Origin of the sequence: Luteibacter pinisoli (genome assembly GCF_006385595.1) — a bacterium.
Taxonomy (GTDB): domain Bacteria; phylum Pseudomonadota; class Gammaproteobacteria; order Xanthomonadales; family Rhodanobacteraceae; genus Luteibacter; species Luteibacter pinisoli.
In genome coordinates, this window is sequence record NZ_CP041046.1 from 98,090 (window position 1) to 120,397 (window position 22,308).

The following is a 22,308-nucleotide window of genomic DNA, read 5'->3' on the forward strand; positions in this document are numbered from 1 at the left end:
TGAGCGGAGCGGCAGCTAGCGTAGCTGCCGCTCCATGTCGTTCATGTCCGCCTGGCCGGCCGCCTGCAGGTTGCGCAGGTCGGCCATGGCGCTGGCTTCTTCCTTCGCGATCGCCTGGATCTTCCGGATCTGCTCGTTGTACGGCACGGCGACGTCGTGCGGCATCACCAGGTTTCCCGTGGCCTTGTTGAGCCCGATGCGGCCGATGTTGGCCTCGGCGATGTTGAGCACCGTGTTGGCGGCGATGTGGAAGTCTTCTTCCACATGCAGGTAACGGTCCATCGCCGCCTCAAGGGGCGGCATCTTCTCGTCGAAACCCGCCACGGCACCCGCGCGCTCAGCGGGCGGCAGGTCTTCGAATAGCGCACGCACCGACTGCTGGAAGGCCGCATAGTCCCTGATGGAGGCGCGGTCCTCGGCGAGGCTGCGCATCAGGCGGTCGCGGCCGTCGGCGATGTGCGCCTTGTCCAGCAGGCTTTCGGGTGCGAGCACGGTCTCGATGGTCAGCGCCTGCTGCGCTGCCTGGTGCTGCATCTGTTGCTGGCGCTCAGCGGTCACCAGCGCCTGGAGCTTCGGTATCAACTGGCCCAGCGGGCCGGTCGAGGCGAGGGGCTGGGTGGTCTTTCCATTGGCCATGTCACGCATTTGCGCGACCGCGTCATGCATGTCCTCCCGACGTGCGGCCGAGTTGGCCTGCTGGCTGACCGAGCCGAGGATGTTCACGGCCATGATGACGGCGACGGCCACCGTCATGGTGAAGCGAAAGCGGCGCACCTTGAACAAACGCAGGATACCGGCGATGGCCGCGCCCATCACGAACGGCGCCGAGGCACTGCCCAGCGCAAACGGCAGGCCCTTATCGGCCGCGTAGGTATGGACGGCGCGGAACAGCAGGATGGCCGCGAACACCAGCATCCATGCCACGAAGGCGGGGACGAACAGGTCGGGCTTGGGCGTGCTTGCAAAAACCGCCGGTTGCTTCGTCGCAGCCGGTGGCGGCGGTGGCAGTGGCGGCATGTCGGGTGGTGAGTTCAGTTCATGAGTCATGGTGTGGGCATTCCCTTAGCGCGCGGCCTGCTCGGCGTCGTTGAGTTTCCTGGTGATGTCGCCCTGTAGCTGTTCAAGGCTGCTGGCAGCGGCCTCGAGCTTGGGCAGGAGCACATGCATCCGGGTAAGCAGCGCGTCGTACTCGTCCCAGGTCGGCCCGGCGATCTGCAGATGGCCGTCCTTGAGATGGAACTTGTCGTGCTTCGTGTCGGCGAGTGTGAGTACCTTCTCCACGATGTCGGCGAACTCGATGTTCAGCAGAAGCGCTTTCTTCAGGGTCGCCGTCTGCGGCGCCGCGGCAGCGTCAAACTCGCGAAGCATCCCCTCGCGGTTGCCCTGCGAGGCGCCCAACAGCGCGCGTGCGTCCTGCAGGTACGCCTGGTAGTCGGTCATGATCCCGCGGTTCTCGTCCGCAAAGCGCACGATGCGCAGCTTACCGTCGCGCACTTTCTGCTGGTTGGCGAGCGTGGCCGGGGCCAGTACGTCATCCAGGTGGAGTGCGTTGATGGCGGCCTCGTGGGCGTCCATCTTTTTCGACAGCGCGAGGATCAGCCCCTTCGTCTTAAGAAGGACCTGGGCGACCGGACTCTGCGGTGCCCCGTCCATCGGCCTGGCGTCGTGCGTGCCGAGCGCCGCGTCCTTCACCTGGGCGATGGCGTCGTGCATCTCGGTGCGCTCGACGCGTGCACGCCCCGCCGAGTCGTAGATGCCATAGGCCAGCGACGCGACAACGAGCGCGATCACGGCGATGCCGGCGTAACGCACGGCCGCCGGCATGCCCGGCCGCGTGCCGGGCAATGGTGGTGGTGTCATGGTGTCCCCTGTCCCCTGAAGTCCGGTTCCCCGCCGGCGGGTCAGATCATCCGCCCACCACGGGGTGGCAGGCAAGCCAACACTTCATTGGCAGCCCGCTCGCCGCTCTCCAGGGCGCCATGGGCGGTGGAAAAGGCATCCGGGTGGGTGGCTTCACCGGCGAAGAACAGGCGTTCACGAAACGACCGGGCCAGCTGCTGGCGCTGGCGGGCTTCGGTGGGCAGGGCATGGCTGTAGGAGCCGCGGACGTAGGTCGAGGCGCTCCAGGCCGACGCGGCGAGGGGGCGCAGGTGGCTCGCCGCCTCGCCGCCGAGCAGGCCACGGAGTGCGGCCAGGAGGTGGTCGAATGCCGCCGCGGGCCCTTCGGCGGTAACGCGGTGCGCGCTGCTCCCACCCAGGAAAGTCTCGACCACGGGGCGTTCGAGCGGACGGAAATAGAAGACGGGGCTGTCGGGATCGTGCGGGTCGGCGATCAGCACCTGCTCCGTGGGCAGGTCGACGTCACCATCAATGCGGAACAGCACCTTCTCGTCGCAGCCCAATGGCAGGCAGGTCGCGGCATGGCGCCAGGCATCGAGTTCACCAGGCAGGCGCATGACGTCGCTGGCCAGCACGTTGGTGGATGCCGTGAGGATGGCGGCGCGGCAACGCAGCGTGCCTTGGGGCGTGGTCAGCCGGACACCTGCGCCGTCCAGGTCGATCGCTTCCACCGGTGTGGCCAGACGACAGCCAACATCGAGTGGCAGGTGGGATGCGATGAGCGTGCCGTAGCCGCGGAAGAGGCGCCAGTTGTGCTCGGTGGCCGCGCGCTCGTACGCGTTGTAGTCCTCGGCGGATATGCGTTCGAGTGGCGCGCCGCTGATGAAGCCGCTCATCGCCTGCAGGTAACCATTCCATCGGCTGGTGGGATCAAGCGCATCGGAGGCACGATCAGACGCGGGTGGCGATGCCATCAGCCGTTCGTGCCACGCCGCAAAGGCGGCATGCGCTTCCTTTTGTTCGTCGTCAGAAAAGTGCGGGTGCGGTTGCGATTTATCCCAAGCGGCAGGACGACGGTCGATGTCCCATCCTTCGTCTTCGGCAATCTGCCGCCACGCGTTGTGCTCCGCCGAATGCAACCAGCCGCAACCCATGTCGAGGGGAATTCCCTCAAGGTCCTGCGTCCAACCGCGGCCACCGATACGTTGCGTGGCTTCAAGCAAACACACCGATAAACCGTGTCCGGAAAGTCGTCGTGCCGCGCCAATACCCGCGGCGCCGCCGCCGATAATCACCACGTCAACATCAAACGTCTTGTCGTGTGCCATGGGCGATCGCTTCGCTCCTGCTGTGGCTACCGATGATCATACGGCAGCCGAGGCAATTCATCCGCGATGTGTACGAACTCAGCCCAGATAGCGCTTCACCAGCTGCAGCACCTGTTCAGCCTCTGCGTCACGCACCGACGCGTCATCCTCTGCCACCACATGCTGCCGCAGATGATCACCCAGGAGCTCCACCATCAGCCCCTGCGACGCGCCACGGATGGCCGCCGCCTGGGTAAGCACGTCGAGGCAGTCGGCCTCGCCTTCGAGCGCCCGCTCGAGGGCATCCAGCTGGCCACGGAGGCGGCGGACCCGTGTGATGACCCGGCTTTTGTTCTGGCTGATATGGGACATGGTGTATACCCCCTAGGGGTATATGGATTAGGATGAAGCCACGTTATCCCAGTGAGCCATCCCATGTCCATTGACCAGGCCGCGCCGGCCTTTGTCCACAGCCATGCCTTCAATGAAGGCAACCCGCTGGCGGAGCGCAATACGCGCCGTGCCGTGTATCTCACGGCGGCCATGATGGTGATCGAGATCGCCGGCGGCTGGTATTACAACTCCATGGCACTCCTGGCCGACGGCTGGCATATGAGCTCGCATGCGCTGGCGCTGGGTCTGTCCGCATTTGCCTATGCGTGCGCCCGTCGATTCGCGACCGATCCGCGCTTTGCGTTCGGTACCTGGAAGATTGAGATCCTCGGCGGTTACTCCTCGGCGATCCTCCTGTTGGCCGTCGCGGGCCTGATGGCCTTTCAGTCGTTCGAGCGCCTGCTCAATCCCTTGCCCATCCACTACGAGCAGGCGATTGCGATTGCCGTCGTGGGCCTTGGCGTCAATCTCGTCTGCGCCTGGCTGCTTCGTGACCAGCACGATCACCACCATCATGGCCACGGACACGACCACCACCACGCGCCGCATGCACATGACGACCATCACGGCCACCACCACGACCTGAATCTTCGCTCCGCCTACATCCACGTGCTGGCCGACGCCGCCACGTCGGTGCTCGCCATCGTCGCGCTCGCTGCAGGCATGTTCTGGGGCGTGCGCTGGCTCGACCCGGTGATGGGCCTGGCGGGCGCCGTACTGGTGACCGTGTGGGCCTGGGGCTTGCTGCGCGACACAGGGCGTGTGCTGCTCGATGCCGAAATGGATGCGCCCGTCGTCGCGGAGATCCGCGAAGTGATCGCGGAAGACTCCCACGACGCGTTGATCACCGACCTGCACGTATGGCGCGTTGGCAAGGGCAAGTACGCGGTGGTGCTGAGTCTCGTGACGGACGCTCCTGTGGATGCGTCGTACTACCGCGATGCTTTGGCTATCCACGATGAGCTCGTGCACGTCACCGTCGAGGTCAACAGGGTTGGTGCGCGAAGCAATTAGAAGATGCTCACGGCGAAGGCGTGGCCGCCGACGTGGACGCGATGGGATGAATCAGGCCAAAGGCCAGAAAAACTGCGCTTAATCATATGTTTGAGGCAGCTCCCCAGCCGAGGGTGCTGTTCACGCTGAAGGCCTTTGCTACCGTCGTTGAACACACGACGAGAGAGAGCAAACACCATGAGCGAACCGAACCACATCTTCGGCCCCCGAGCGCCACGCGACCCCCTTGGCAGGACCATGATCGAGCGTGGCATGGACGAAATATGGGAGCTCAAGACGGGCCGTCCGATCTCCGAGCGGCGGAGGGGACGAATCAGGATTTCCAACCATACAAACTGGCCGAAGAAGGAGGGCACGGATGCCAAACTGGAACGAAACACTCGCCGAGCTTGATGGTGACGGCGAAAGTCGGTTCGACCGACTACGGAAAAAGTACCTGACGAAACTCGCAGACCATACCGGTCGGAACGTACTGGTGTACTACTCGGCCTGGCTCCAGCAGAACGATTCCTGGGTGACAGATCTCGGCATCTGTGACGCTGACAAGGCAGGTTTCATGACTTGCTCGCATGGCGTTCGGCGCGACCGCGGTCTCGATATCATTTTGCATACACCCGGTGGAGACCTCGCCGCTACCGAGGCGATCATCGACTACCTGCACTCCATGTACGACGGCGACATCCGCGCCTTGGTGCCGCAGCTAGCCATGTCCGGCGGGACGCTGATGGCCCTGTCGTGCAAGGAGATCATCATGGGTCGGCAGTCCAGCCTTGGGCCGGTTGATCCGCAGATCTCCGGTTTCCCCGCTCAGGGCGTGATCGAGGAATTCGCGCGAGCAGGACGTGAGGTCAGCGAGGACCCGTCAACGATTCCGCTTTGGTCTGCCATCCTCGGGAAATACTGGCCAACGTTGCTTACGTCTTGCGAGCACGCGTCGACCTGGTCCGATGAGTTGCTGCGCGGCTATCTCTCTAAGTGCATGTTTGCTGGAGACGACCCCATCGCACGCGCTCGGAAGCTTGACCAGGTGTCTGATTTGCTGGGAAAACACTCAACGTCCCGCAATCACGCGCGGCACATTTCTCCTGAAAGAGCGGCGGCGGCAGGTCTGCACATCACCGCCCTGGAGGACGACCAGACGCTTCAAGATCTAGTGCTGACGCTTCATCACGGCCTATCGCACACGTTCGCCAGCACCGATACGGCAAAGATCATCGCTAACGACAGCGGAACGACCTACACGTTGTCCATGCCGGTCCACTGATGTGAGGGGCTGCTGACACCACGCTGTCAGCAGCCCCTCCGCGAGCCCCCGCACCACCGCGCCGCCCCTGTAAAATCGCCGGATGAGTTCCCCCGGCCAGCGCGCCTACATCCTCACCCGCCACTGGCGTGACACGCGTAACGGCGTGGACCTTGAGCTGTGGCTGGCGACGGAGGAGGGTCCGCGCTGCGTGCTGGTCACGGGGCAGACGGCGGTCGCGTTCGCGCGTGAGTCGCAGGTGGCCGAGGTGGAGGCCGCCATTCGCAACGATGGCGCATTCGAGCTGAAGCCCTTGCCGCTGAAGACCTTGGGCCAGGAGCCGGTGGTGGGCCTGTACGGCCAGAGCTACCGGGCCATGCTCCGGCTGGAGAAGCGGCTCTCGGAGCGGGCGGTGCATCTGCACGAAGCGGACATCCGGCCTACCGACCGCTTCCTGATGGAGCGCTTCATTACCGCCTCGGTGACCATCGAAGCCGGTGAGTCGGATGACCACGCGGTGATCGTGAACCCGCGGATCAAGGCCAGCGAGGCCTACCGTCCCACCTTGCGCGTCGTCTCACTGGATATCGAAACCAGCGCCATGGGCGAGCTTTACTCGGTGGCCCTGGAAGGCTGCGGGCAGCGCCAGGTGTACATGCTTGGCGCTCCGCCCGAAGGCCCGGCCGCCGACCTCGACTTCGCGCTGACCTACTGCGCCGATCGCCCCGCGATGATCCTGGCCCTGAACGCCTGGTTCCGCGAGCATGACCCCGACGCGATCATCGGCTGGAACCTCGTGCAGTTCGACCTGCGCCTGTTGCAGGCTTGCGCGGACCAGCATGGCCTGGTGCTCGCCCTGGGTCGCTCGGGCAAGCCGATCGACTGGCGTGCCCACGGTCGTCGCGAGGGCTACGTGTTTGCGTCGATCCCCGGGCGGCTGGCCATCGACGGCATCGAGGCCTTGCGCTCGGCGATGTGGTCGTTCCCCTCGTTCAGCCTGGAGAGCGTGGCCCAGACCCTGCTCGGCGAGGGCAAGGACGTCGACGATCCGTACCACCGCATGGACGAGATCGAGCGGCGCTTCCGCGAGGACAAGCCCGCGCTGGCGCGTTACAACCTCGTCGACTGCGAGCTGGTGACGCGCATCTTCGCGAAGACCGGCCTGCTCGACTTCGTGCTGGAACGCGCGAATGCCACTGGCCTGCCAGCGGACCAGTCCGGCGGCTCGATCGCTGCGTTCAGCCACCACTATCTCCCGCGCATGCATCGCGAGGGCTATATCGCACCGAACATCGGCAGCAGCCACGGTGAGTCGTATCCCGGCGGCTTCGTCATGGAATCGCGGCCGGGCATCTACGACTCGGTGCTCGTGCTCGACTACAAGAGCCTGTATCCGTCGATCATTCGCACCTTCCTCGTCGATCCCATCGGCCTGGCGGAAGGCGTCCTCGAAGCGGATGAGAGCAAGACGGTGCCCGGCCCGAATGGCACGCGTTTCTCCCGGACGAAGCATTGCTTGCCCGGGATCATCACCCAGCTCTGGGCGAGTCGCGACAAGGCGAAGCGCGAAGGTAACCAGGCGCTGTCGCAGGCGTTCAAGCTGCTGATGAATGCGTTTGTCGGCGTGCTCGGCGCCTCCGGCGGGCGCTTCTTCGATCCACGCCTGGCTTCGGCGGTCACGCTGCGCGGCCACGAAGTCATGCGCACCACGCGCAAGCTGGTGGAAGAGGAAGGCTACGAAGCCATCTACGGCGACACCGACTCGATCTTCATCTGGCTGGGCCGCGCGCACGACGAGCGCGAAGCGATGGCGGTGGCTGAGCACCTAGTCGGTCGCATCAACCAGTGGTGGAAGGAATCGCTGGCCGCGACGTATGGCGTCGATAATTTCCTCGAGATCGAATTCGACACGCACTACAAACGCTTCTTCATGCCCACCATCCGCGGAAGCGAACTAGGCAGCAAGAAGCGGTATGCCGGCCTGGTTGAAGAGGAAGACGGCAGCGAAGAGCTGGTGTTCCGCGGGCTGGAGACGGTGCGCAGCGACTGGACGCCCCTGGCCCAGCGCTTCCAGCGCGAGCTGTATGGACGGATCTTCCGTCGCGAGCCGTATGCCGAGTTCGTGAAGGACTACGTCCGACAGCTACAGTCTGGCGCCTTCGACGACCTGCTCGTTTACCGCAAGCGCCTGCGCGGCAAGCTGGCCTCGTACGATCGCACCACGCCGCCGCAGGTGCGCGCGGCCCGCCAGGCCGACGAGCACAATGCGCGCCTGGGCCGTCCGCTGCAGTACCAGAACGGCGGCTGGATCAGCTACGTGATGACCCTGGGCGGACCGGAGCCGGTCGAGGCGCGCCTGGGCAGCATCGACCACGAGCACTACCTCACCAACCAGCTGGAGCCGATCGCCGATGCGATCCTCGCGCCGCTGGGTGACAGCCTTGCCGCGCTGACCAACCAGCAATCCGAACTGTTCTAGGCGCGCGCCTCGCGGCGCACCGCCTGCGGCGGGATGCCGTAGCCACGCACGAATACCTCGCGCAGGTGGCGGCGATCGCGGAAGCCGGTTTCGCGCGCGACCACCTCCAGCGAATGCCGGCTCTGCTCGATCATCGTCCGCGCGGCTTCCAGGCGCAGCTTCTCCACCGCCTTCGCCGGTGATTCGCCGGTTTCCGCGGTGAATACGCGGCTGAACTGGCGAGGGCTGAGATGCGCGACCTCGGCCAGCTCCTCCACGCCGAGCGGCTGGGTGAGGTTGCGGCGCGCGTACTCCAGCGCTTCCTGGATGCGATCCGTGCGCGGTGCCAGCGTGAGCAGCTCGGAATGCTGGGTCTGTCCGCCGGTGCGGCGGTGGTGCATCACCAGCCGATGCGCCACGGCCCGCGCCACGTCGGCGCCCAGGTCGCTTTCGAGCAGGCCGATGGCGAGATCGAGGCCCGACGACATGCCGGCCGAGGTCCACACCGGGCCGTCGGTGACGAAGATGCGGTCCGGCTCGAGATGGGTGGACGGGTAGCGCTCACGCATGGCTTCGACGAAGAGCCAGTGCGTGGTGGCGCGGCGGTTCTCCAGCAACCCGGCTTCGCCGAGCACGAAGCCGCCGGTGCACAAGCCGGCGATACGCCGGGCGCGCTGGGCCGGCCCTGCCAGGAAGGCCACGACGGCCGGATCGGCCGGGGTGGTAATCGGGTCGTAGACACCCGGCACCATCCACGTGTCGGCCTGGGTCCGGCGCGTCAGCGCCTTGGTCAGCACCTTCAATCCGAGCGAGGTACGTATCTCGCCGCCCGCTGGCGAATACGTCTCGATGCCGTAGTAGTCGCGCCCGAGCACGTGGTTGGCGAACTCGAAGACCGCCTGGGTGCCCAGCGCCATGACCTGGAAATCGTCTGAGAGTACGTAGCCGATGCGATGCATGGCGGGCCTCCGGGAGGCATGGCATAAAACATGACTATATACGTCATTTAAGCCACCGTCGAGGCGGCGCAATGTACGTCCCTGCCGCGGCACCGCCGCCTCATTCCCGGACCTACGCTCATGAACGCTTCCCTCGGAACTGCCCTTGTCACCGGTGCCTCGTCGGGCATTGGCGCCCTCTACGCCGAACGCCTGGCGGAGCGCGGCTACGACCTGATCCTGGTCGCCCGTGACCGCGATCGCCTCAACGCCCTGGCCACGAAGATCAGCGGCGCCACGGGCCGCAGCGTCGACGTGCTGGTGGCGGACCTCGCCAACCCGGCGGACCTTGCGAAGGTGGAAGCGACGTTGCGCGATAACAGCCGCGTGACCATGCTGGTGAACAACGCCGGCGTCGGCACGCACACGCCGCTGCTGGGCAGCGACATCGATGCCATGCACAAGTTGATCGACCTCAACGTCACCGCGCCGACCCGCCTGACCTATGCCGCCGCGCCCGGCTTCGTGGCACGTGGCAAGGGCGCGATCATCAATATCGCCTCCATCGTCGCGATTGCGCCGGAGATCCTCAACGGCGTGTACGGCGGCAGCAAGGCCTTCCTTCTCGCCTTCAGCCAGTCGCTGAAGCACGAACTCGGCGACAAGGGCGTGCAGGTGCAGGCCGTGCTGCCGGGTGCGACGGCGACCGAGTTCTGGGACGTCGGCGGCCTGCCGATCGAGAATCTCCCCGCCTCGATCGTCATGCGCGCCGAGGATCTGGTGGACGCCGCGCTGGTCGGCTTCGATCGCGGTGAACTGGTGACGATCCCGTCGCTGCACCAGGGCGATGAGTGGCAGGCGTACGAAGCAGCGCGCCAGGCCATGTCGCAGCATCTCTCCAGCGATACGGTGGCCCAGCGCTACCTCGTCGTGGCCTGAGGCGATACGCTGCGCGGATGCAGCCTGCCAAACGGCCCCACGGCCATAGCTACACCGCCGACGAGATCCGCGCCCTGCGCGCGGATCTTTGTCGTGTCGACCCGTCGCTCACCCTTGCGAATGCGGTGACCCCCGCGTTCGCGTGGCGCTCGCGCCCGGCCGCCTACGCCGGCCTGCTGCGACTCGTCGCCGAGCAGCAGGTGTCGGTCGCCTCGGCCGCGGCAATCTGGAAGCGCATCGAAGAAGGGCTCGGCGAGGTAACGGCTGCCAGCGTCATCGCCGCGGGCGAAGAGCGCATGCGCGAGCTCGGCATGTCGAAGCCGAAAGCCCGTTACGCGGTGGCCATCGCCCGCGCCGAGCTGGCCGGCGAGATCGACTTCGCCGCGCTGGCGACGAAGGACGATGACGAAGCCGTGGCCACGCTCACCGCGTTGCTCGGCATCGGCCGCTGGACGGCCGAAGCGTTTCTCATCGGTGGCTATGGCCGCACGGATTTCTTTCCAGCCGCGGACATCGCGTTGCAGGAAGCCGTACGCCTCGTCGACCACGCGGAACATCGCCCGACCGAGAAGGAACTCTACGCACGCGCCGAACGCTGGAAGCCGTACCGCGCCGTCGCGGCGCACCTGCTGTGGGGTTTCTACACCGCGGTGAAAACCGGCAGCGTCGACCTCACGCAGCCGCCCGCGCATAGCGCGCCGGCGGCTGGCCGACGTGGCGGGCGAAAGCCACGCTGAAGGCGCTCGCGGAGCCATAACCCACCTGTTCGGCGACGCTGGCCACGCCGGCACCCTCACGGCGCAGCAGCTGGCGCGCGAGGGCCATGCGCCACGTGAGCAGGTATTCCATCGGCGCGATGCCGACGACGCGGGTGAAGCGCTCGAAGAAGGCCGAGCGCGAAAGCGCCGCTTCGCTGGCCATGCGCACGACCGTCCACGGTTCGGCCGGGCTTTCATGGATCCGCCGCAGCGGCTGCGCGAGGCGCGCGTCGGCCAGGCCGCGCACGAGGCCCGTGGGTGCCGCCGTCCCCGCGGAACGCAACGCATCGATGAAGAGCACTTCCAGCAGGCGTTCCAGCACCACGTCGCGCGCCGGCCGGTCGCCGCGGGATTCCTCGCCGACCAGCCCGACGAGTGCCGCCAGGCGGGGCTCGCCGCGAATGTGCAGCACGTCGGGCAGCAAGGACACCAGCAACGCGGCATCCGGTGAACCAAACGCGCAATGGCCGATGAGGGCGCGGTAATCCGCCGGGCCGTCCGGATCGCCGACGCGTGCGCGGCCCTCGGCGAAGGTCACGGGCGATGGGTCGTCACCGGGCGGCGGCTCAAGGCTTGTCGTGAGGATGTCGAACGCGGCGGGGATGAGCGCGAAATCGCCCGCCTGCAGGATCACCGGCTCGCGCCCGGGAAGGGTAAGCCGCGATGCGCCTTCCAGCACGGCGCAATAGAACGGCTCGCCCGTGCCGGGGCGGCTGACTCGCCACGGTGCCCGCGCGCTGACGACCTTGGCGTAGCGCATGACCGGCTGCAGCAGGGTCACGACTTCAGCAAAGGGATCGGTCACGGCCGGACTCCTGCGAACGAATAGTGGACGTTTGATTATAGGCCGTCCGGTGCGTGGCCTCTATCGTGGGCTTATTCCCCACGTCCCAGGAGTCACCATGCAAACCGTCCTGATTACCGGCTGCTCGTCCGGCTTTGGCCTGGAGACCGCGCGCTACTTCCTCGACAAGGGCTGGCGCGTGGTCGCCACGATGCGCACGCCGCAGGCGGAGCTGTTGCCGCCGTCGGACCGCCTGTCGATCATCGCGCTGGACGTCACCGACGCCGAAAGCATCCGCCAGGCCGTGGACGCCGCCGGCCCGATCGACGTGCTGGTGAACAACGCCGGCATCGGCATGCTCAATGCGCTGGAAGGCACGCCCATGGCGGTGGCGCGCGATGTGTTCGAGACCAACACCATCGGCACCTTCGCGATGACCCAGGCCGTGCTGCCGCAGTTCCGTGAACGCGGTGCGGGCGTCATCGTCAACGTGACCTCGTCGGTCACGTCGAAGCCGCTGCCGCTGTTGTCGGTGTATACGGCAAGCAAGGCCGCCGTGAATGCGTTCAGCAGCTCATTGGCGCTGGAGCTGGAACCGTTCGGCATCCGTGTGCGCGTGGTGTTGCCGGGCAGGGCGCCGACCACGAAGTTCGGCGAGAACGCCCGCGAACGCATCGGTGACTTCCCGCCGGCCTATGCGGACTTCGCCGCCCGCGTCTTCGAAGGCGTGCGTGCGCAGACCGGCGATATCACCCGCTCCAGCGATGTCGCCGAAGCGGTATGGCGTGCGGCCACCGATCCGGCCAGCCCGGTGCGGATCCCGGCTGGCGCGGATGCGGAGGCCGTGTTCAACGGCTAAGGCTTACTTGCCGAACACCTCGCGGATGCGCTGGGCGATGTGCTTGCCATGCGTTTCCAGCGCGAAGTGACCGGTGTCGAGCAGTTCCACGATGGCATCCGGGTTGTCGCGGCGATACGCCTCGGCGCCCGGCGGGAGGAAGAACGGATCGTTCTTGCCCCAGATCACCAGGGTGGGCACGTGGCGCTCGCGGAACACGCGCTGGAAGTCCGGGTACTTCGTGAGGTTGTGCTGGTAGTCGAGGAACAGGTCGAGCTGGATGTCGTTGTTGCCCGGGCGCTGCATCAGCAGGTAGTCCAGCTGCCACATCATTGGGTCGAGCAGGGTTTCGTCCGGCACGCCGTGGGCGTACTGCCACTTGATGCCTTCGAGCGAGAGCACCTCGCGGATGGCCTCGCGGTTCTCCTTCGACGGGTCCGCCCAGTACTTGCGGATGGGCGCCCAGCCGTCGCCAAGGCCTTCGAGGTAGGCGTTGCCGTTCTGGCTGATGATGCCGGTCAGCCGCTCGGGCTTGGCCACCGCCAGGCGGAAGGCCGACGGTGCGCCGTAGTCGAAGACGTAGAGGATGTAGCTCTGCAGGTTCAGCGCATCGACGAAGGCCTCGAGGGTCTTGCCCAGGTTGTCGAAGGTGTAGGTGTAACCGCGGCTCTCCGGCACTTCGGTGAAACCGAAGCCCGGCAGGTCGGGGGCGACGAGGTGGAAGCGGTCCACCAGTTCGTTGAACAACTCGCGGTACTGCAGGGAGCTGGTCGGGAAACCGTGGACGAGCAGGAGGGTCGGGGCGGCGGGGTTGCCCGCCTCGCGATAGAACACGCGGACGCCGTCGGCGTCGACGAAGCGATGGTGGACGGGGAAATCGGTGGTCTGGATCATGGCGGCGGCTCCGGTGATGTAACCTGAATAAATCAACTATCAGGGTTACGACTAGGCTAAACATCGACCATGTAACTTGTCAATAGCCAATTTACAGGTTACACTTTGTCCATGAATCCCGTGACCTCGCTCGAGACCCCTCCGATCCTGGCGGACCAGCCGGCCCTGGACCTGATCAACACCGTGGTCATGGAAAACGGTGAATCGGTCGACCACCTGGTGTCCGACGCCGCGACGGCCGCCTGGCTGTCGCGCATGACCGGCGGCCCGGTGGAAGCCTCGGCCGGCCTTGGCGCGCGCGCCGTGGAACTGCGTGAGGTGGTTCGCCAGGCCGTGCTGGCACGCAAGCGCGGCGACGCCATCGACATCGCCCAGCTCAATGCCCTCACCCGGCAGATGAGCAGCCACATGGCGCTCGTCTCGCACGGTGGCCACCTGCACACCGAGCGCCGTTACGAGGGCGATGCGTCGTGGCGTGCGCTGGCGCCGCTGGGCGAAGCAGCCCTCACCTTGCTGGCCGAGGGCGACTTCAGCCTCGTCCGCGAGTGCGAGCACGAGGAGTGCTCCCTGTGGTTCTACGACCGCACCAAGTCGCACCGCCGCCGCTGGTGCAGCATGGCCTTGTGCGGCAACCGGCATAAGGTGAGCCGTTTCCGCGAGCGCCAGGCGAAGTAAGCGGCGCGCCAGGGCAGGTCAGGCGGGTTGCAGCGATTCGCCGAGCTGGCGCCCATACGCTGCGATGCGCCGCCCTACCGGCAGGCGTTCGGCCTCATAGGCCACCAGCGCTTCGCGCACCGGCAGCCGGCGCAATGCCCCGACCAGGGTCATCGCATCCCCCGCGGCCTTGGCCGCGCCCATGGCCGTGTGTGGCCGGACCACGAAGGCCGCGTCACCCAGCAGCGCGATGCGGCCGGAAGCCATGCGGCTGCTTTCATGGTCGAAGATGGCCTGGACGAAGGGCGTGGGTTCGGCATCCACCAGCACGCGGAACGCGGGCGGCAAGTCGTTTCGCGCGGCGTCGCGCAGGGCGTCGCGGTCTTCCGTGGATACCTCCCCGCGCGCCAGGGAAAACGGATGCGCCTGCCCTTCGGCATCGCGCAGCGTGCGACGCAGCCCTTCCGCGCCCGGCGCCTGGCGATACCAGACCCAGTTATAGCGGCGGCGCCCCGGGGCGATTTCGCCATCCGGCCCGGGCACCAGGTAGCCCAGCGCCTGCCCGTTGGGGGAAAAGTAAAAGGCAAAACGGTCGAACAGCGACGAAGCCGCGATGGCCGGCACCTCGGCTTCGGGCAGCAGCCCGCGCCAGGCGACGTAACCGGTGTAGTGGTTGTCCCGCTGGGTGGGCGTCACCACGGCGCGCACGACCGAGCCGATGCCATCGGCGCCGACCACGCAATCGAAGGCGAGGCGGTCGCCCGACGCGCGCTCGACGAAGGCGTGGGTGGCCGACTGGTCCACGCGCACCACGCCATCGCCCGTGTGATAGCTGCCCGCCGGCACATGCGCACGCAACGCGCGATAAAGGCCGTCCCAGGAGACCTGCATCTGCGGCGTGGGTTCGGTGCTGAGCACCGTTCCGTCGCGGGCCAGGACGATCCGTTCATAAGCGACCACGCCCACGCGCGCGGCGGATTCGGTCCCGAGCCGGCGCAGGATCTCAAACACCTCGTGCTGCGCGACCAGGCCGGCACCGCGCCCCGCCAGCCCGCCCTCGGCGCGTTCGAACACGTGCACCTCGTGGCCGTCGGCGCGCAGCAGCGCCGCGGCAAACAAGCCGCCGAGCGATCCGCCGACGATGCCAATACGCATGGGTGTCCCGGTTTCGTAAGGTCCCGGGCAACGTAACAATCCGCGCAAGGGCGCGGCTTGGTGTTTTGTGTGGATGGCAAACGGCGCTGACGTTACGATCGGGCAACGCCGGACGCCAAGGATCCGCCATGCCCCGCCCCTCGCTGACACCGCTCGCCGCAGGCAGCAGCCGCATGGTCTGCGCGATCTCCGCGGGCATGGTCGGTGTCTGCCTCACCGGCATCGGCCTGTTGCGCGTGTCCAGCGCGGTGAGCAAGAGCGGCACCATCGCCGACGACCTGCTCTCCTTCGACGCCATCCTGTTCCTGGTGGCGACGCTGAGCGCCTATTTCGCGCTGCGCGTAGAGACCGCGGCGCGCCTGCACCGGCTGGAGCGCGTGGCGGATATTTCCTTCATCCTGGCCATGGTCCTGCTCACGGCCGTGTGTTTCATCATCACGTACATGACTCTCTAGGGCTGATGCGCATGTCTGAGAAACCCGTCGCCGAGCGGCTGCAGGTGAAGAACGGCAGGACACTGGCGCTGGTGGCCGCGCCGAAGGGATTGGTCGTCGAGGCGGCGACGGCACCGACCGCGAAGGCGGACGTAGTGCTCGCGTTTACACCGGACCGCAAGGCGCTGGATAAGACGCTGGCAAAGCTGCCGCCGACGCTGAAGGACGGCGCGATCCTGTGGGTGGCCTATCCCAAGCTCACCTCGACGCTGGCCGTGGACCTGAGTCGCGACCTCATCCGCGAGGTCGCGCTCGGTGCCGGCCTCGACACCGTGGCGCAGATCGCCATCGATGCCGACTGGTCGGCACTACGCCTCAAACCAACGTCGCCCCAACCGTAGGAGCCCACCCTGTGGGCGACATCTTTCGCGGTAACGCTGCAGGGCCTGTGGCTCTGTCGCGAAAGATGTCGCTCACAGGGTGAGCTCCTACCGGTGTCGTGCTTAGAGATCTACCGACGCAGAGACCATCACCGTACGCGGGGCACCCTGAGTCAGGTAGTTACCGATACCTGCGCTAGCCCAGTAACCCTTATTCATCAGGTTCTCTACGCTCAGGTTGAAGGTAACGGGCTTGCCCTCGATGATCGGCGTGATGCGAGCGCCCGCGTCGTACGTCGTCCAGGCTGGAACGCGAAGCTTATTGGCTGTGTCCGCGAACTGCTTGCTTGTACGGATGGCGCGTGCGCTGAAGGTCAGATCCGAACTGTTCGGAATAGTCCACTCCACGCCTGCATTTGCCTGGAACCGCGGCACGCCGATGGCGTCATGGCCATCGTCTACGCCACTCTGCGTGTTGACCAGCGTCGGCTGGACGTAGTTCGCGCCGCCGAGGATACGGACGCCAGTAACGGGCTCGCCGTAGAAATTCCACTCAATACCGCGATTGCGCTGTTCGCCGTCGAGGACATAGGCGTTGGCAGCGTTGAAGACGGCGCTCGGCTGCTTGATCTGGTAAAGACCAAGACTGCTCCCGACGTTGCCCGCATCCCACTTCACACCCACTTCGTTCTGCTTGGCCTTGAAGGGCGCGAGCACCTTGCCGGCATTCGGAACGTCCTCGCCACCGCTTTGCTTGGGGGCCTGGCCGCCCTGCGTCAGCGCTTCAATGTGGTTCGCGTAAACGGCCCACTGGTCACTGATGCGGAAGTTGACGCCGGCCACCGGGCTCGTCGCGTACTGTTCGTACTCCGAGTTCTTCGCGCCGGGCTGGCCGTAGTCATACCCGATCACGTGAAGCTTCTGGCGACGCGCGCCAAGGGTGACCTGGAGACGGTCGTCCATGAAACCGATCGTGTCCGACAGAGCCAGGCTGCGCAACTGCGTGCGGCCCGTGTAGTTCGGGTCACTGATCGGGCCAACGTCGTAGCTGTAATCCGGAATCGGTGCTGCCGTCGGCTTGTAGAGATTCGTGGCGAAGAAGCCACCGCCGGCGTAGGCAGCCTTCTTATTCGTCGACAGCGCGGAGAAACCGAGCGTGACGCGGTGCGTGACATCGCCCGTGTCAAAGTGGGCATTCAAGCCCGCTTCGCCGGTACCCGTGTTGGCGATATAGGGGACAGTGAACCTGTACTCGTTAGCGTTGCCGTTGTTGTCGCTAAGCGTCGGGCTAACGTAATCGCCGAACTCGTTGCCATGATGCGCGCCAGCGGCGACATAGCCCGTCAGCCAGGGCGTGAAGTCGTACTCCGCGCGAACGACGCCAAACGTGTCTTCGAGCGACGAGCCGGACCACGGCTGCGCATAGTTAGTGCGGGCAGATGGTGCCCTCGGCACTTCAGTGGCGGTCCCGAGGAACACGGTGGAACGGCCCCCCATGATGTCCTGCTTCTGGTAACCGACATCGGTGGTGATGCGCAGGCGCTCGCCTGTGTAATCAAACGCGATCGCTGCGGCCGTAAGGCGACGGGTTTCGCCGTCGATGCCGGTGCCGCCTTCGCGGTGCACGGCGTTCACGCGCAGGCCGAATTCCTTGTTGGCACCCCAGCGGCGGCCGATGTCGATGGATTCACCGATCTGGCTGTCGCTCCCGTAATCGACGCCGACCCGGGTGATCGGCTCGGCTTCCGCGCGCTTGGGCGCGATGTTGATACCGCCGCCGATACCGCTGCCGCCGATGCTGATGCCGTTGAGGAATGCATTTGCGCCTTTGAAAATTTCGACGCGGCTGATCAGTTCCGGCGCGAGCAGCTGGCGCGGCAGCAGGCCATATAGGCCGTCAAAGCCGATGTCGTCGCTGTACAGCTGGAAGCCACGGATCGTGAACTGCTGCGAATAGTTGCCGTAGCCGAAGCCGTAACGCACGGCCGGGTCGTTATCGACCACGTCGCCCAGCGTGCGCGCCTGCTGCGCACGGATCAGGGTGTCGGTGTAGCTGGTCAGTGCGAACGGGACATTCATCGCGTCCTGGTTGCCAAGGACGCCGAAGCGGCCACCGCGGGCGACCTGGCCGCCGGCGTACGCGGCGGTGGGGGCGACCATGTCAGCGCTTACCTGCACGCCCGACAGGGTCGTGGCGTTTTCCTGCGGCTTGCGCTGGTCGTCCGGCGTGTCGGCGGCGTAGGCCGACGCTGACAGCAGGAGGGCGCCGACGAGGGCAAAACGGACCGAAGCCGCGAGGCGGTGACGGGGCAGGGAGGAGGCGAACATGGCAAATCCTGATGGGCAGCAGGGCCCAGTAATGCGAATGGAAATGAGAATAGGTCTCAAGTATCTCGCATTACACGGCTGTTGCATAGCAACAGCTTGTCGCAGTCGTTTGCTCCAACCCCGTCTGCCGCAAGGCTTTTCGAGCCTCAGGCGATGCCGTTGCGCACCGTGAACGTGCCATCCGGGTCGTAGGTGCGTTTGGCCGCCGCCAGCCGGGCGACGTTCGTTCCCCAGTAGGCCTTCTTGTAGTCCTTCTGGAAGAAATCGCTCTCAGAGAAGTAGGCGCCCGCCCCGGGGGCCACCTGGGTAAGCCGGGCGTAGGCCTTGCGGACGTTCTCCTCGTTGCGCTGCGCCTTCACGTCGTCACGGTGGGCGTCCGGCAGGCCCTCGAACACCGCCGGGCCGCCGGTGGCGATGATGGCCAGGGCGAACGCGTCCAGCACCTCGGGGTTCATGGCGGTGTCCCGCGCCCGGGCCAGGGTCTCGTCCGAGGCGCCGTACAGGCCCTTGTTGAAATGCAGGGCAAAGCCTTGCGAGCGTGATGCCTCGACGATGGCCGTGGCCAGGGTGCCCACGTTGCCTTCCTTGAGCAGGCGCGAGGGCAGCCACGCCGACGTGTAAGCATGGATGTAGGCGCCGACCTGTTCCTGATCGCCGGCCCAGACCATGCGGTACGCCGGCGTACCTGGCTGGTTGTCCGGCACCGCCCACTTCAGGCCGTGCTCCTGGAAGAAGTTCAGGTCCCAGAAGTGCCGGGTCGGCATGGACTTCATCCAGAAGGCGTCCGACCAGGTGTAGGCCTTGCGCGCGGCCACCCAGTCAATCAGCGGCTGCCACGCCGCCTGGGCCTGGTCCTCGCCGAGCCCCTGGAACAGCATGCGGATGTCGACCCGGCGGTCGCCATGGAACTCGAGCTGCTCGCCCCAGTTCGGGTTGCACAGGTGGTCGCGGAAATGGCGCATCACCTGGGCGACGAGCGCGGTGAACGCCTCGTCGGTGTCGGCCGTGATGCTGCCGCGGACGATCCCGACGAGCTGGGGCAGGTAGTGTGTGCGGAAGGTCAGCCGCGTGATCACGCCAAAGCTGCCACCGCCACCGCCCTTCAGGGCCCAGAACAGCTCCGGGTCCTGGAAGGCATTGACGACGCGGACCTTGCCGTCCGCCGTGACCACTTCGGCCTCGAGCAGGTTGGAGGCGCCCGTGCCGAAGCCCTTCGACAGGCTGCCGAAGCCGCCGCCGTTGGTGAAGCCGGCGCAGCCCACCGTCGTGCACCCGCCGCCCTGGATGTAGCGGCCGCCCATCGTGGTGACGGCATGGTACGCGTCGATCCACATGGCGCCGGCTCCGACATGTGCCACGGGCACGCCGGCCGTGCCGGCCTTTGCACCCTGCGGGACGAAACCGTCAGCCAGGTCCACCGAGTTCATCCGCCGGGTCCAGATCAGCAGGGAATCGGCCGCGTTGGAGGCGCCGAGGTAACTGTGCCCGCCGCCCTTGATCACCAGCCGTACGCGGTGCTGCCGTGCCCAGGTCACCGCGGTGGCGATGTCCTGCGCACTCTCGGCCGCCAGCACCCGGGTGCTGGGGGTGGAGGTCCACGCCCGGTACCACGCTCCGGTCTGGGTCAGGCCGGGCTGGTCGCCCACGTAGAACTGGTTGCCGATATGGGCAAGCGCCTGCTCGCGGGTGGCGGGGTCGAGCAGCGGGTTCTTCGGGATGGACAGCCGGCCGCCGACGAGGCGGTTCAGCGCCTCCCAGTCGGCGTCCGTCGGCCAGCCCGCCGCGCCGGGCTTGAGCCAGCGGCCTTCGCCGGTGACGAACGCGTCCACCTTCATCGCGAGCGGCAGCAGGGGCAGGACAAGGGCAGTCTTCAGCAGGGTGCGGCGGTCCATGAGCGTTCTCCGTGGGATGCATCGATGCTGCCCCCGCAGCGGCGCGCTGTCGCCGGCGCAGGGAGGAAAAACGCCATCCCGGGGACGAATCGCGGGGCAGCGGGGACAAGCGGAACGCCACCAACCGGCGCATCATGGTGGCTTTCCCCACGCCCCCGGGAGCCCGTGATGCCTGCCTGGCCCGACCGCCGCCTGCTCGACCTCTTCCGTATCGAACACCCCCTGCTGCTGGCGCCGATGGCCGGCTCGGGTGGCTCGGCCCTGGCCATCGCCGTGGCCAGGGCCGGCGGGCTGGCGTCCATCCCGTGCTCCTCCATCACGGTGGAGAAAGCGACCGCCGAGGTGGCGGTGTTCCGCGGCACGGTGGCGGCGCCGATCAACCTGAACTTCTTCTCGCACCAGCCACGCACGCCGACCGCCGACGAGAACGCGCGATGGCTCACGCGGCTGGCGCCTTACTTCACCGAGTTCGGGGCGGACCCGTCGAGCCTGGCGGCCGCGGGCGGCCGCGCGCCCTTCGACGATGCGATGTGCCGGATGGTCGAATCGCTGAAGCCCGAGGTGGTCAGCTTCCACTTCGGCCTGCCGTCGCACGCGCTGCTCGAGCGCGTCCGCGCCACCGGCTCCAAGATCCTGGGCTGTGCGACGACGGTGGCCGAAGGGCGCTGGCTGGCGGAGCGCGGCGTGGATGCGGTGATTGCCCAGGGCTACGAGGCGGGCGGCCATCGCGGCAATTTCCTCACCGATGACATGGCCACCCAGCCGGGGCTGTTCGCCCTGCTGCCACAGCTGGTGGATGCGGTGGATGTCCCGGTCATCGCGGCCGGCGCCATCGCCGACGGCCGCGGCATGGCGGCGGCCCTGGTCCTGGGCGCCGCCGGCGTGCAGGTGGGGACGGCGTACCTGCGCTCCGACGAGTCGACCAGCGTGCCGGTGCACAAGGCCGCGCTGGCACAGGCCCGCGACGACAACACGGCGATCACCAACGTGCTCACCGGCCGCCCGGCACGCGGGGTGATCAACCGGATCATGCGCGAGGTGGGGCCGCTCTCCACGGATCCGCTGCCGTTCCCGCTGGCCGGAGGCCCGCTGGCACCGATGCGTGCCGCGACCGAGAAGGAAGGCCGCGGGGATTTCCAGCCGCTATGGAGCGGGCAGGCCGGTCACCTGGCGAGCGAAGGCAGCGCCGAGGCGATCACCCGGCGGATCCTCAGCGAGGCGCAGGCGCCTCTCTAGGGTTTCTGGCCGTGCTGCAGCAGGTAGAGCTTCACGTACTTGCGGCGGACGTACTCGACGCGCAGCAGCGCATAGACGATGCCACGCCAGCCATCGAGGAAGCCGGCGCGCAGCACGTAGCCGCGAAAGAACCGCCACATCGGGCTGACGATGACCTGCGTGAGCGTCGCCCGCTTGCCGGCGGCGAATTCTTCCGTCGCCATCATGTGTGCGTAGCGCTCCTGCTTGGCCATCAGCTCGGAGAGCGAACGGTACGGGTAGTGGTCGAGGTACCCGTCCAGCATCTTCACGGTGCCGTCGACGCTGACCGATTCATGGATCTCGCGCGGGCCACGCCAGCCACCCTGGCGGCGGTCGAACAGGCGCAGCACCTTGTCGGCACCGGCGTTGCCGTGTTGCATGAAGCGGCCGAAGAAATCATTGCGCCGGTAGAAGCGATAACCCGCTGCACCCGCGAAGCCACCCTCGAAGGCTTTCTCGATGGCCGCGCGCAGGTCATCGCCCACGCGCTCGTCGGCATCCAGGCAGAGCACCCACTCGTTCTTCGCCTGGGCCACCGCGAAGGCCTTCTGGCTGCGGAAGCCGTCGAAGGGGTGCTCGAACACCCGCGCCCCCATGCTGCGGGCGATGGCCTGAGTGTCGTCGGCGGAGCCCCCATCCACCACCACCAGGTCATCGCAGAAGCGTGCCGATGCGAGGCAATCGCGGATGCGGTCGGCCTCGTTCTGGGTGATGACACAGAGGGAAATGGGCCGTTGGGTCATGAAAGCACGGGAAGGAAAAGGGCTGACGGGCCATAATGCCACGTTGCCCCCGACCGAGGT

21 protein-coding genes are annotated in these 22,308 nt (G+C 66.6%); 10 read left to right on the top strand and 11 right to left on the bottom strand.

Annotated elements, in window-relative coordinates; all coding sequences use genetic code 11:
- Positions 1–15 precede the first annotated feature (15 nt).
- The 4 genes from FIV34_RS00475 to FIV34_RS00490 all read right to left on the bottom strand — a co-directional run bounded on the left by FIV34_RS00475 (position 16) and on the right by FIV34_RS00490 (position 3,518).
- Entirely contained in the window at positions 16–1,047 is a 1,032-nt protein-coding gene (locus tag FIV34_RS00475) for a hypothetical protein (RefSeq protein ID WP_139978586.1), read from the bottom strand.
- 15 nt (positions 1,048–1,062) lie between these two features.
- The gene (locus FIV34_RS00480) at positions 1,063–1,860 is read right to left on the bottom strand and encodes a hypothetical protein (protein ID WP_139978589.1); all 798 of its coding nucleotides are present in this window, start codon (positions 1,858–1,860) and stop codon (positions 1,063–1,065) included.
- A gap of 41 nt (positions 1,861–1,901) precedes the next feature.
- Positions 1,902–3,137 carry a flavin monoamine oxidase family protein gene (locus FIV34_RS00485; protein WP_211352684.1) on the bottom strand — a complete coding sequence of 412 codons (1,236 nt, stop codon included), beginning with the start codon at positions 3,135–3,137 and terminating at the stop codon, positions 1,902–1,904.
- A 108-nt stretch (positions 3,138–3,245) separates the two neighbouring features.
- Entirely contained in the window at positions 3,246–3,518 is a 273-nt protein-coding gene (locus FIV34_RS00490; RefSeq protein ID WP_139978593.1) for a metal/formaldehyde-sensitive transcriptional repressor, read from the bottom strand.
- 63 nt (positions 3,519–3,581) lie between these two features.
- On the opposite strand from FIV34_RS00490, the gene dmeF reads away from it, so the two are divergent.
- From dmeF to FIV34_RS00505, 3 genes are all read left to right on the top strand, one after another.
- Complete coding sequence (gene dmeF / locus FIV34_RS00495) at positions 3,582–4,553, top strand: CDF family Co(II)/Ni(II) efflux transporter DmeF (protein ID WP_139978595.1); 972 nt, start codon at positions 3,582–3,584, stop codon at positions 4,551–4,553.
- A gap of 358 nt (positions 4,554–4,911) precedes the next feature.
- Positions 4,912–5,817 carry an SDH family Clp fold serine proteinase gene (locus tag FIV34_RS00500; protein WP_139978597.1) on the top strand — a complete coding sequence of 302 codons (906 nt, stop codon included), beginning with the start codon at positions 4,912–4,914 and terminating at the stop codon, positions 5,815–5,817.
- Positions 5,818–5,899: 82 nt separating this feature from the next.
- Positions 5,900–8,275, top strand: a complete 2,376-nt coding sequence (locus FIV34_RS00505) for a DNA polymerase II (protein WP_139978599.1) — start codon at positions 5,900–5,902, stop codon at positions 8,273–8,275.
- On the opposite strand, the gene FIV34_RS00510 is transcribed toward FIV34_RS00505, so the two are convergent.
- On the bottom strand, positions 8,272–9,213 hold the full coding sequence (locus FIV34_RS00510) for a GlxA family transcriptional regulator (protein WP_139978601.1): 942 nt from the start codon (positions 9,211–9,213) through the stop codon (positions 8,272–8,274). The two genes, FIV34_RS00505 and FIV34_RS00510, sit on opposite strands and share 4 nt — an antisense overlap.
- Before the next feature lie 120 nt (positions 9,214–9,333).
- Between FIV34_RS00510 and FIV34_RS00515 the strand changes: the two genes are divergently transcribed.
- On the top strand, positions 9,334–10,131 hold the full coding sequence (locus FIV34_RS00515; protein WP_139978603.1) for an SDR family NAD(P)-dependent oxidoreductase: 798 nt from the start codon (positions 9,334–9,336) through the stop codon (positions 10,129–10,131).
- A gap of 17 nt (positions 10,132–10,148) precedes the next feature.
- Positions 10,149–10,868 (top strand): DNA-3-methyladenine glycosylase family protein, encoded by a 720-nt coding sequence (locus tag FIV34_RS00520; RefSeq protein ID WP_139978605.1) that lies wholly within the window; start codon positions 10,149–10,151, stop codon positions 10,866–10,868.
- On the opposite strand, the gene FIV34_RS00525 is transcribed toward FIV34_RS00520, so the two are convergent.
- The gene (locus tag FIV34_RS00525) at positions 10,804–11,694 is read right to left on the bottom strand and encodes an AraC family transcriptional regulator (RefSeq protein ID WP_139978607.1); all 891 of its coding nucleotides are present in this window, start codon (positions 11,692–11,694) and stop codon (positions 10,804–10,806) included. The genes FIV34_RS00520 and FIV34_RS00525 overlap by 65 nt on opposite strands.
- A 97-nt stretch (positions 11,695–11,791) precedes the next feature.
- On the opposite strand from FIV34_RS00525, the gene FIV34_RS00530 reads away from it, so the two are divergent.
- Complete coding sequence (locus FIV34_RS00530) at positions 11,792–12,532, top strand: SDR family oxidoreductase (protein WP_139978609.1); 741 nt, start codon at positions 11,792–11,794, stop codon at positions 12,530–12,532.
- Between the two features lie 3 nt (positions 12,533–12,535).
- On the opposite strand, the gene FIV34_RS00535 is transcribed toward FIV34_RS00530, so the two are convergent.
- Entirely contained in the window at positions 12,536–13,405 is an 870-nt protein-coding gene (locus tag FIV34_RS00535) for an alpha/beta fold hydrolase (protein ID WP_139978611.1), read from the bottom strand.
- Between the two features lie 111 nt (positions 13,406–13,516).
- Here FIV34_RS00535 and FIV34_RS00540 point away from each other — a divergent pair, with 111 nt between their 5' ends.
- On the top strand, positions 13,517–14,080 hold the full coding sequence (locus FIV34_RS00540; RefSeq protein WP_139978613.1) for a CGNR zinc finger domain-containing protein: 564 nt from the start codon (positions 13,517–13,519) through the stop codon (positions 14,078–14,080).
- Positions 14,081–14,098: 18 nt separating this feature from the next.
- On the opposite strand, the gene FIV34_RS00545 is transcribed toward FIV34_RS00540, so the two are convergent.
- Positions 14,099–15,214, bottom strand: a complete 1,116-nt coding sequence (locus tag FIV34_RS00545) for an FAD binding domain-containing protein (protein WP_139978615.1) — start codon at positions 15,212–15,214, stop codon at positions 14,099–14,101.
- A gap of 128 nt (positions 15,215–15,342) precedes the next feature.
- On the opposite strand from FIV34_RS00545, the gene FIV34_RS00550 reads away from it, so the two are divergent.
- Both FIV34_RS00550 and FIV34_RS00555 read left to right on the top strand, forming a co-directional pair.
- Positions 15,343–15,669, top strand: coding sequence for a hypothetical protein (locus FIV34_RS00550; RefSeq protein WP_139978617.1), 327 nt, complete (start codon positions 15,343–15,345; stop codon positions 15,667–15,669).
- Positions 15,670–15,680: 11 nt separating this feature from the next.
- Complete coding sequence (locus FIV34_RS00555; protein WP_170207477.1) at positions 15,681–16,049, top strand: DUF3052 family protein; 369 nt, start codon at positions 15,681–15,683, stop codon at positions 16,047–16,049.
- A gap of 102 nt (positions 16,050–16,151) precedes the next feature.
- On the opposite strand, the gene FIV34_RS00560 is transcribed toward FIV34_RS00555, so the two are convergent.
- Both FIV34_RS00560 and FIV34_RS00565 read right to left on the bottom strand, forming a co-directional pair.
- Complete coding sequence (locus FIV34_RS00560) at positions 16,152–18,356, bottom strand: TonB-dependent receptor (protein WP_170207478.1); 2,205 nt, start codon at positions 18,354–18,356, stop codon at positions 16,152–16,154.
- Between the two features lie 146 nt (positions 18,357–18,502).
- Positions 18,503–20,248, bottom strand: a complete 1,746-nt coding sequence (locus tag FIV34_RS00565; protein ID WP_139978623.1) for an FAD-binding oxidoreductase — start codon at positions 20,246–20,248, stop codon at positions 18,503–18,505.
- Positions 20,249–20,416: 168 nt separating this feature from the next.
- Here FIV34_RS00565 and FIV34_RS00570 point away from each other — a divergent pair, with 168 nt between their 5' ends.
- Positions 20,417–21,484, top strand: a complete 1,068-nt coding sequence (locus tag FIV34_RS00570; RefSeq protein ID WP_139978625.1) for an NAD(P)H-dependent flavin oxidoreductase — start codon at positions 20,417–20,419, stop codon at positions 21,482–21,484.
- Here FIV34_RS00570 and FIV34_RS00575 read toward each other — a convergent pair.
- Positions 21,481–22,248, bottom strand: coding sequence for a glycosyltransferase family 2 protein (locus tag FIV34_RS00575; RefSeq protein ID WP_139978627.1), 768 nt, complete (start codon positions 22,246–22,248; stop codon positions 21,481–21,483). The two genes, FIV34_RS00570 and FIV34_RS00575, sit on opposite strands and share 4 nt — an antisense overlap.
- Positions 22,249–22,308 lie beyond the last annotated feature (60 nt).

Coding starts and splice junctions, on each gene's coding strand:
- FIV34_RS00475 (WP_139978586.1), bottom strand. CDS start 1,047: ATGACTCATGAACTGAACTCACCACCCGACATGCCGCCACTGCCACCG.
- FIV34_RS00480 (WP_139978589.1), bottom strand. CDS start 1,860: ATGACACCACCACCATTGCCCGGCACGCGGCCGGGCATGCCGGCGGCC.
- FIV34_RS00490 (WP_139978593.1), bottom strand. CDS start 3,518: ATGTCCCATATCAGCCAGAACAAAAGCCGGGTCATCACACGGGTCCGC.
- dmeF (WP_139978595.1), top strand. CDS start 3,582: ATGTCCATTGACCAGGCCGCGCCGGCCTTTGTCCACAGCCATGCCTTC.
- FIV34_RS00500 (WP_139978597.1), top strand. CDS start 4,912: ATGCCAAACTGGAACGAAACACTCGCCGAGCTTGATGGTGACGGCGAA.
- FIV34_RS00505 (WP_139978599.1), top strand. CDS start 5,900: ATGAGTTCCCCCGGCCAGCGCGCCTACATCCTCACCCGCCACTGGCGT.
- FIV34_RS00510 (WP_139978601.1), bottom strand. CDS start 9,213: ATGCATCGCATCGGCTACGTACTCTCAGACGATTTCCAGGTCATGGCG.
- FIV34_RS00515 (WP_139978603.1), top strand. CDS start 9,334: ATGAACGCTTCCCTCGGAACTGCCCTTGTCACCGGTGCCTCGTCGGGC.
- FIV34_RS00520 (WP_139978605.1), top strand. CDS start 10,149: ATGCAGCCTGCCAAACGGCCCCACGGCCATAGCTACACCGCCGACGAG.
- FIV34_RS00530 (WP_139978609.1), top strand. CDS start 11,792: ATGCAAACCGTCCTGATTACCGGCTGCTCGTCCGGCTTTGGCCTGGAG.
- FIV34_RS00535 (WP_139978611.1), bottom strand. CDS start 13,405: ATGATCCAGACCACCGATTTCCCCGTCCACCATCGCTTCGTCGACGCC.
- FIV34_RS00540 (WP_139978613.1), top strand. CDS start 13,517: ATGAATCCCGTGACCTCGCTCGAGACCCCTCCGATCCTGGCGGACCAG.
- FIV34_RS00545 (WP_139978615.1), bottom strand. CDS start 15,214: ATGCGTATTGGCATCGTCGGCGGATCGCTCGGCGGCTTGTTTGCCGCG.
- FIV34_RS00550 (WP_139978617.1), top strand. CDS start 15,343: ATGCCCCGCCCCTCGCTGACACCGCTCGCCGCAGGCAGCAGCCGCATG.
- FIV34_RS00555 (WP_170207477.1), top strand. CDS start 15,681: ATGTCTGAGAAACCCGTCGCCGAGCGGCTGCAGGTGAAGAACGGCAGG.
- FIV34_RS00560 (WP_170207478.1), bottom strand. CDS start 18,356: ATGTTCGCCTCCTCCCTGCCCCGTCACCGCCTCGCGGCTTCGGTCCGT.
- FIV34_RS00565 (WP_139978623.1), bottom strand. CDS start 20,248: ATGGACCGCCGCACCCTGCTGAAGACTGCCCTTGTCCTGCCCCTGCTG.
- FIV34_RS00570 (WP_139978625.1), top strand. CDS start 20,417: ATGCCTGCCTGGCCCGACCGCCGCCTGCTCGACCTCTTCCGTATCGAA.
- FIV34_RS00575 (WP_139978627.1), bottom strand. CDS start 22,248: ATGACCCAACGGCCCATTTCCCTCTGTGTCATCACCCAGAACGAGGCC.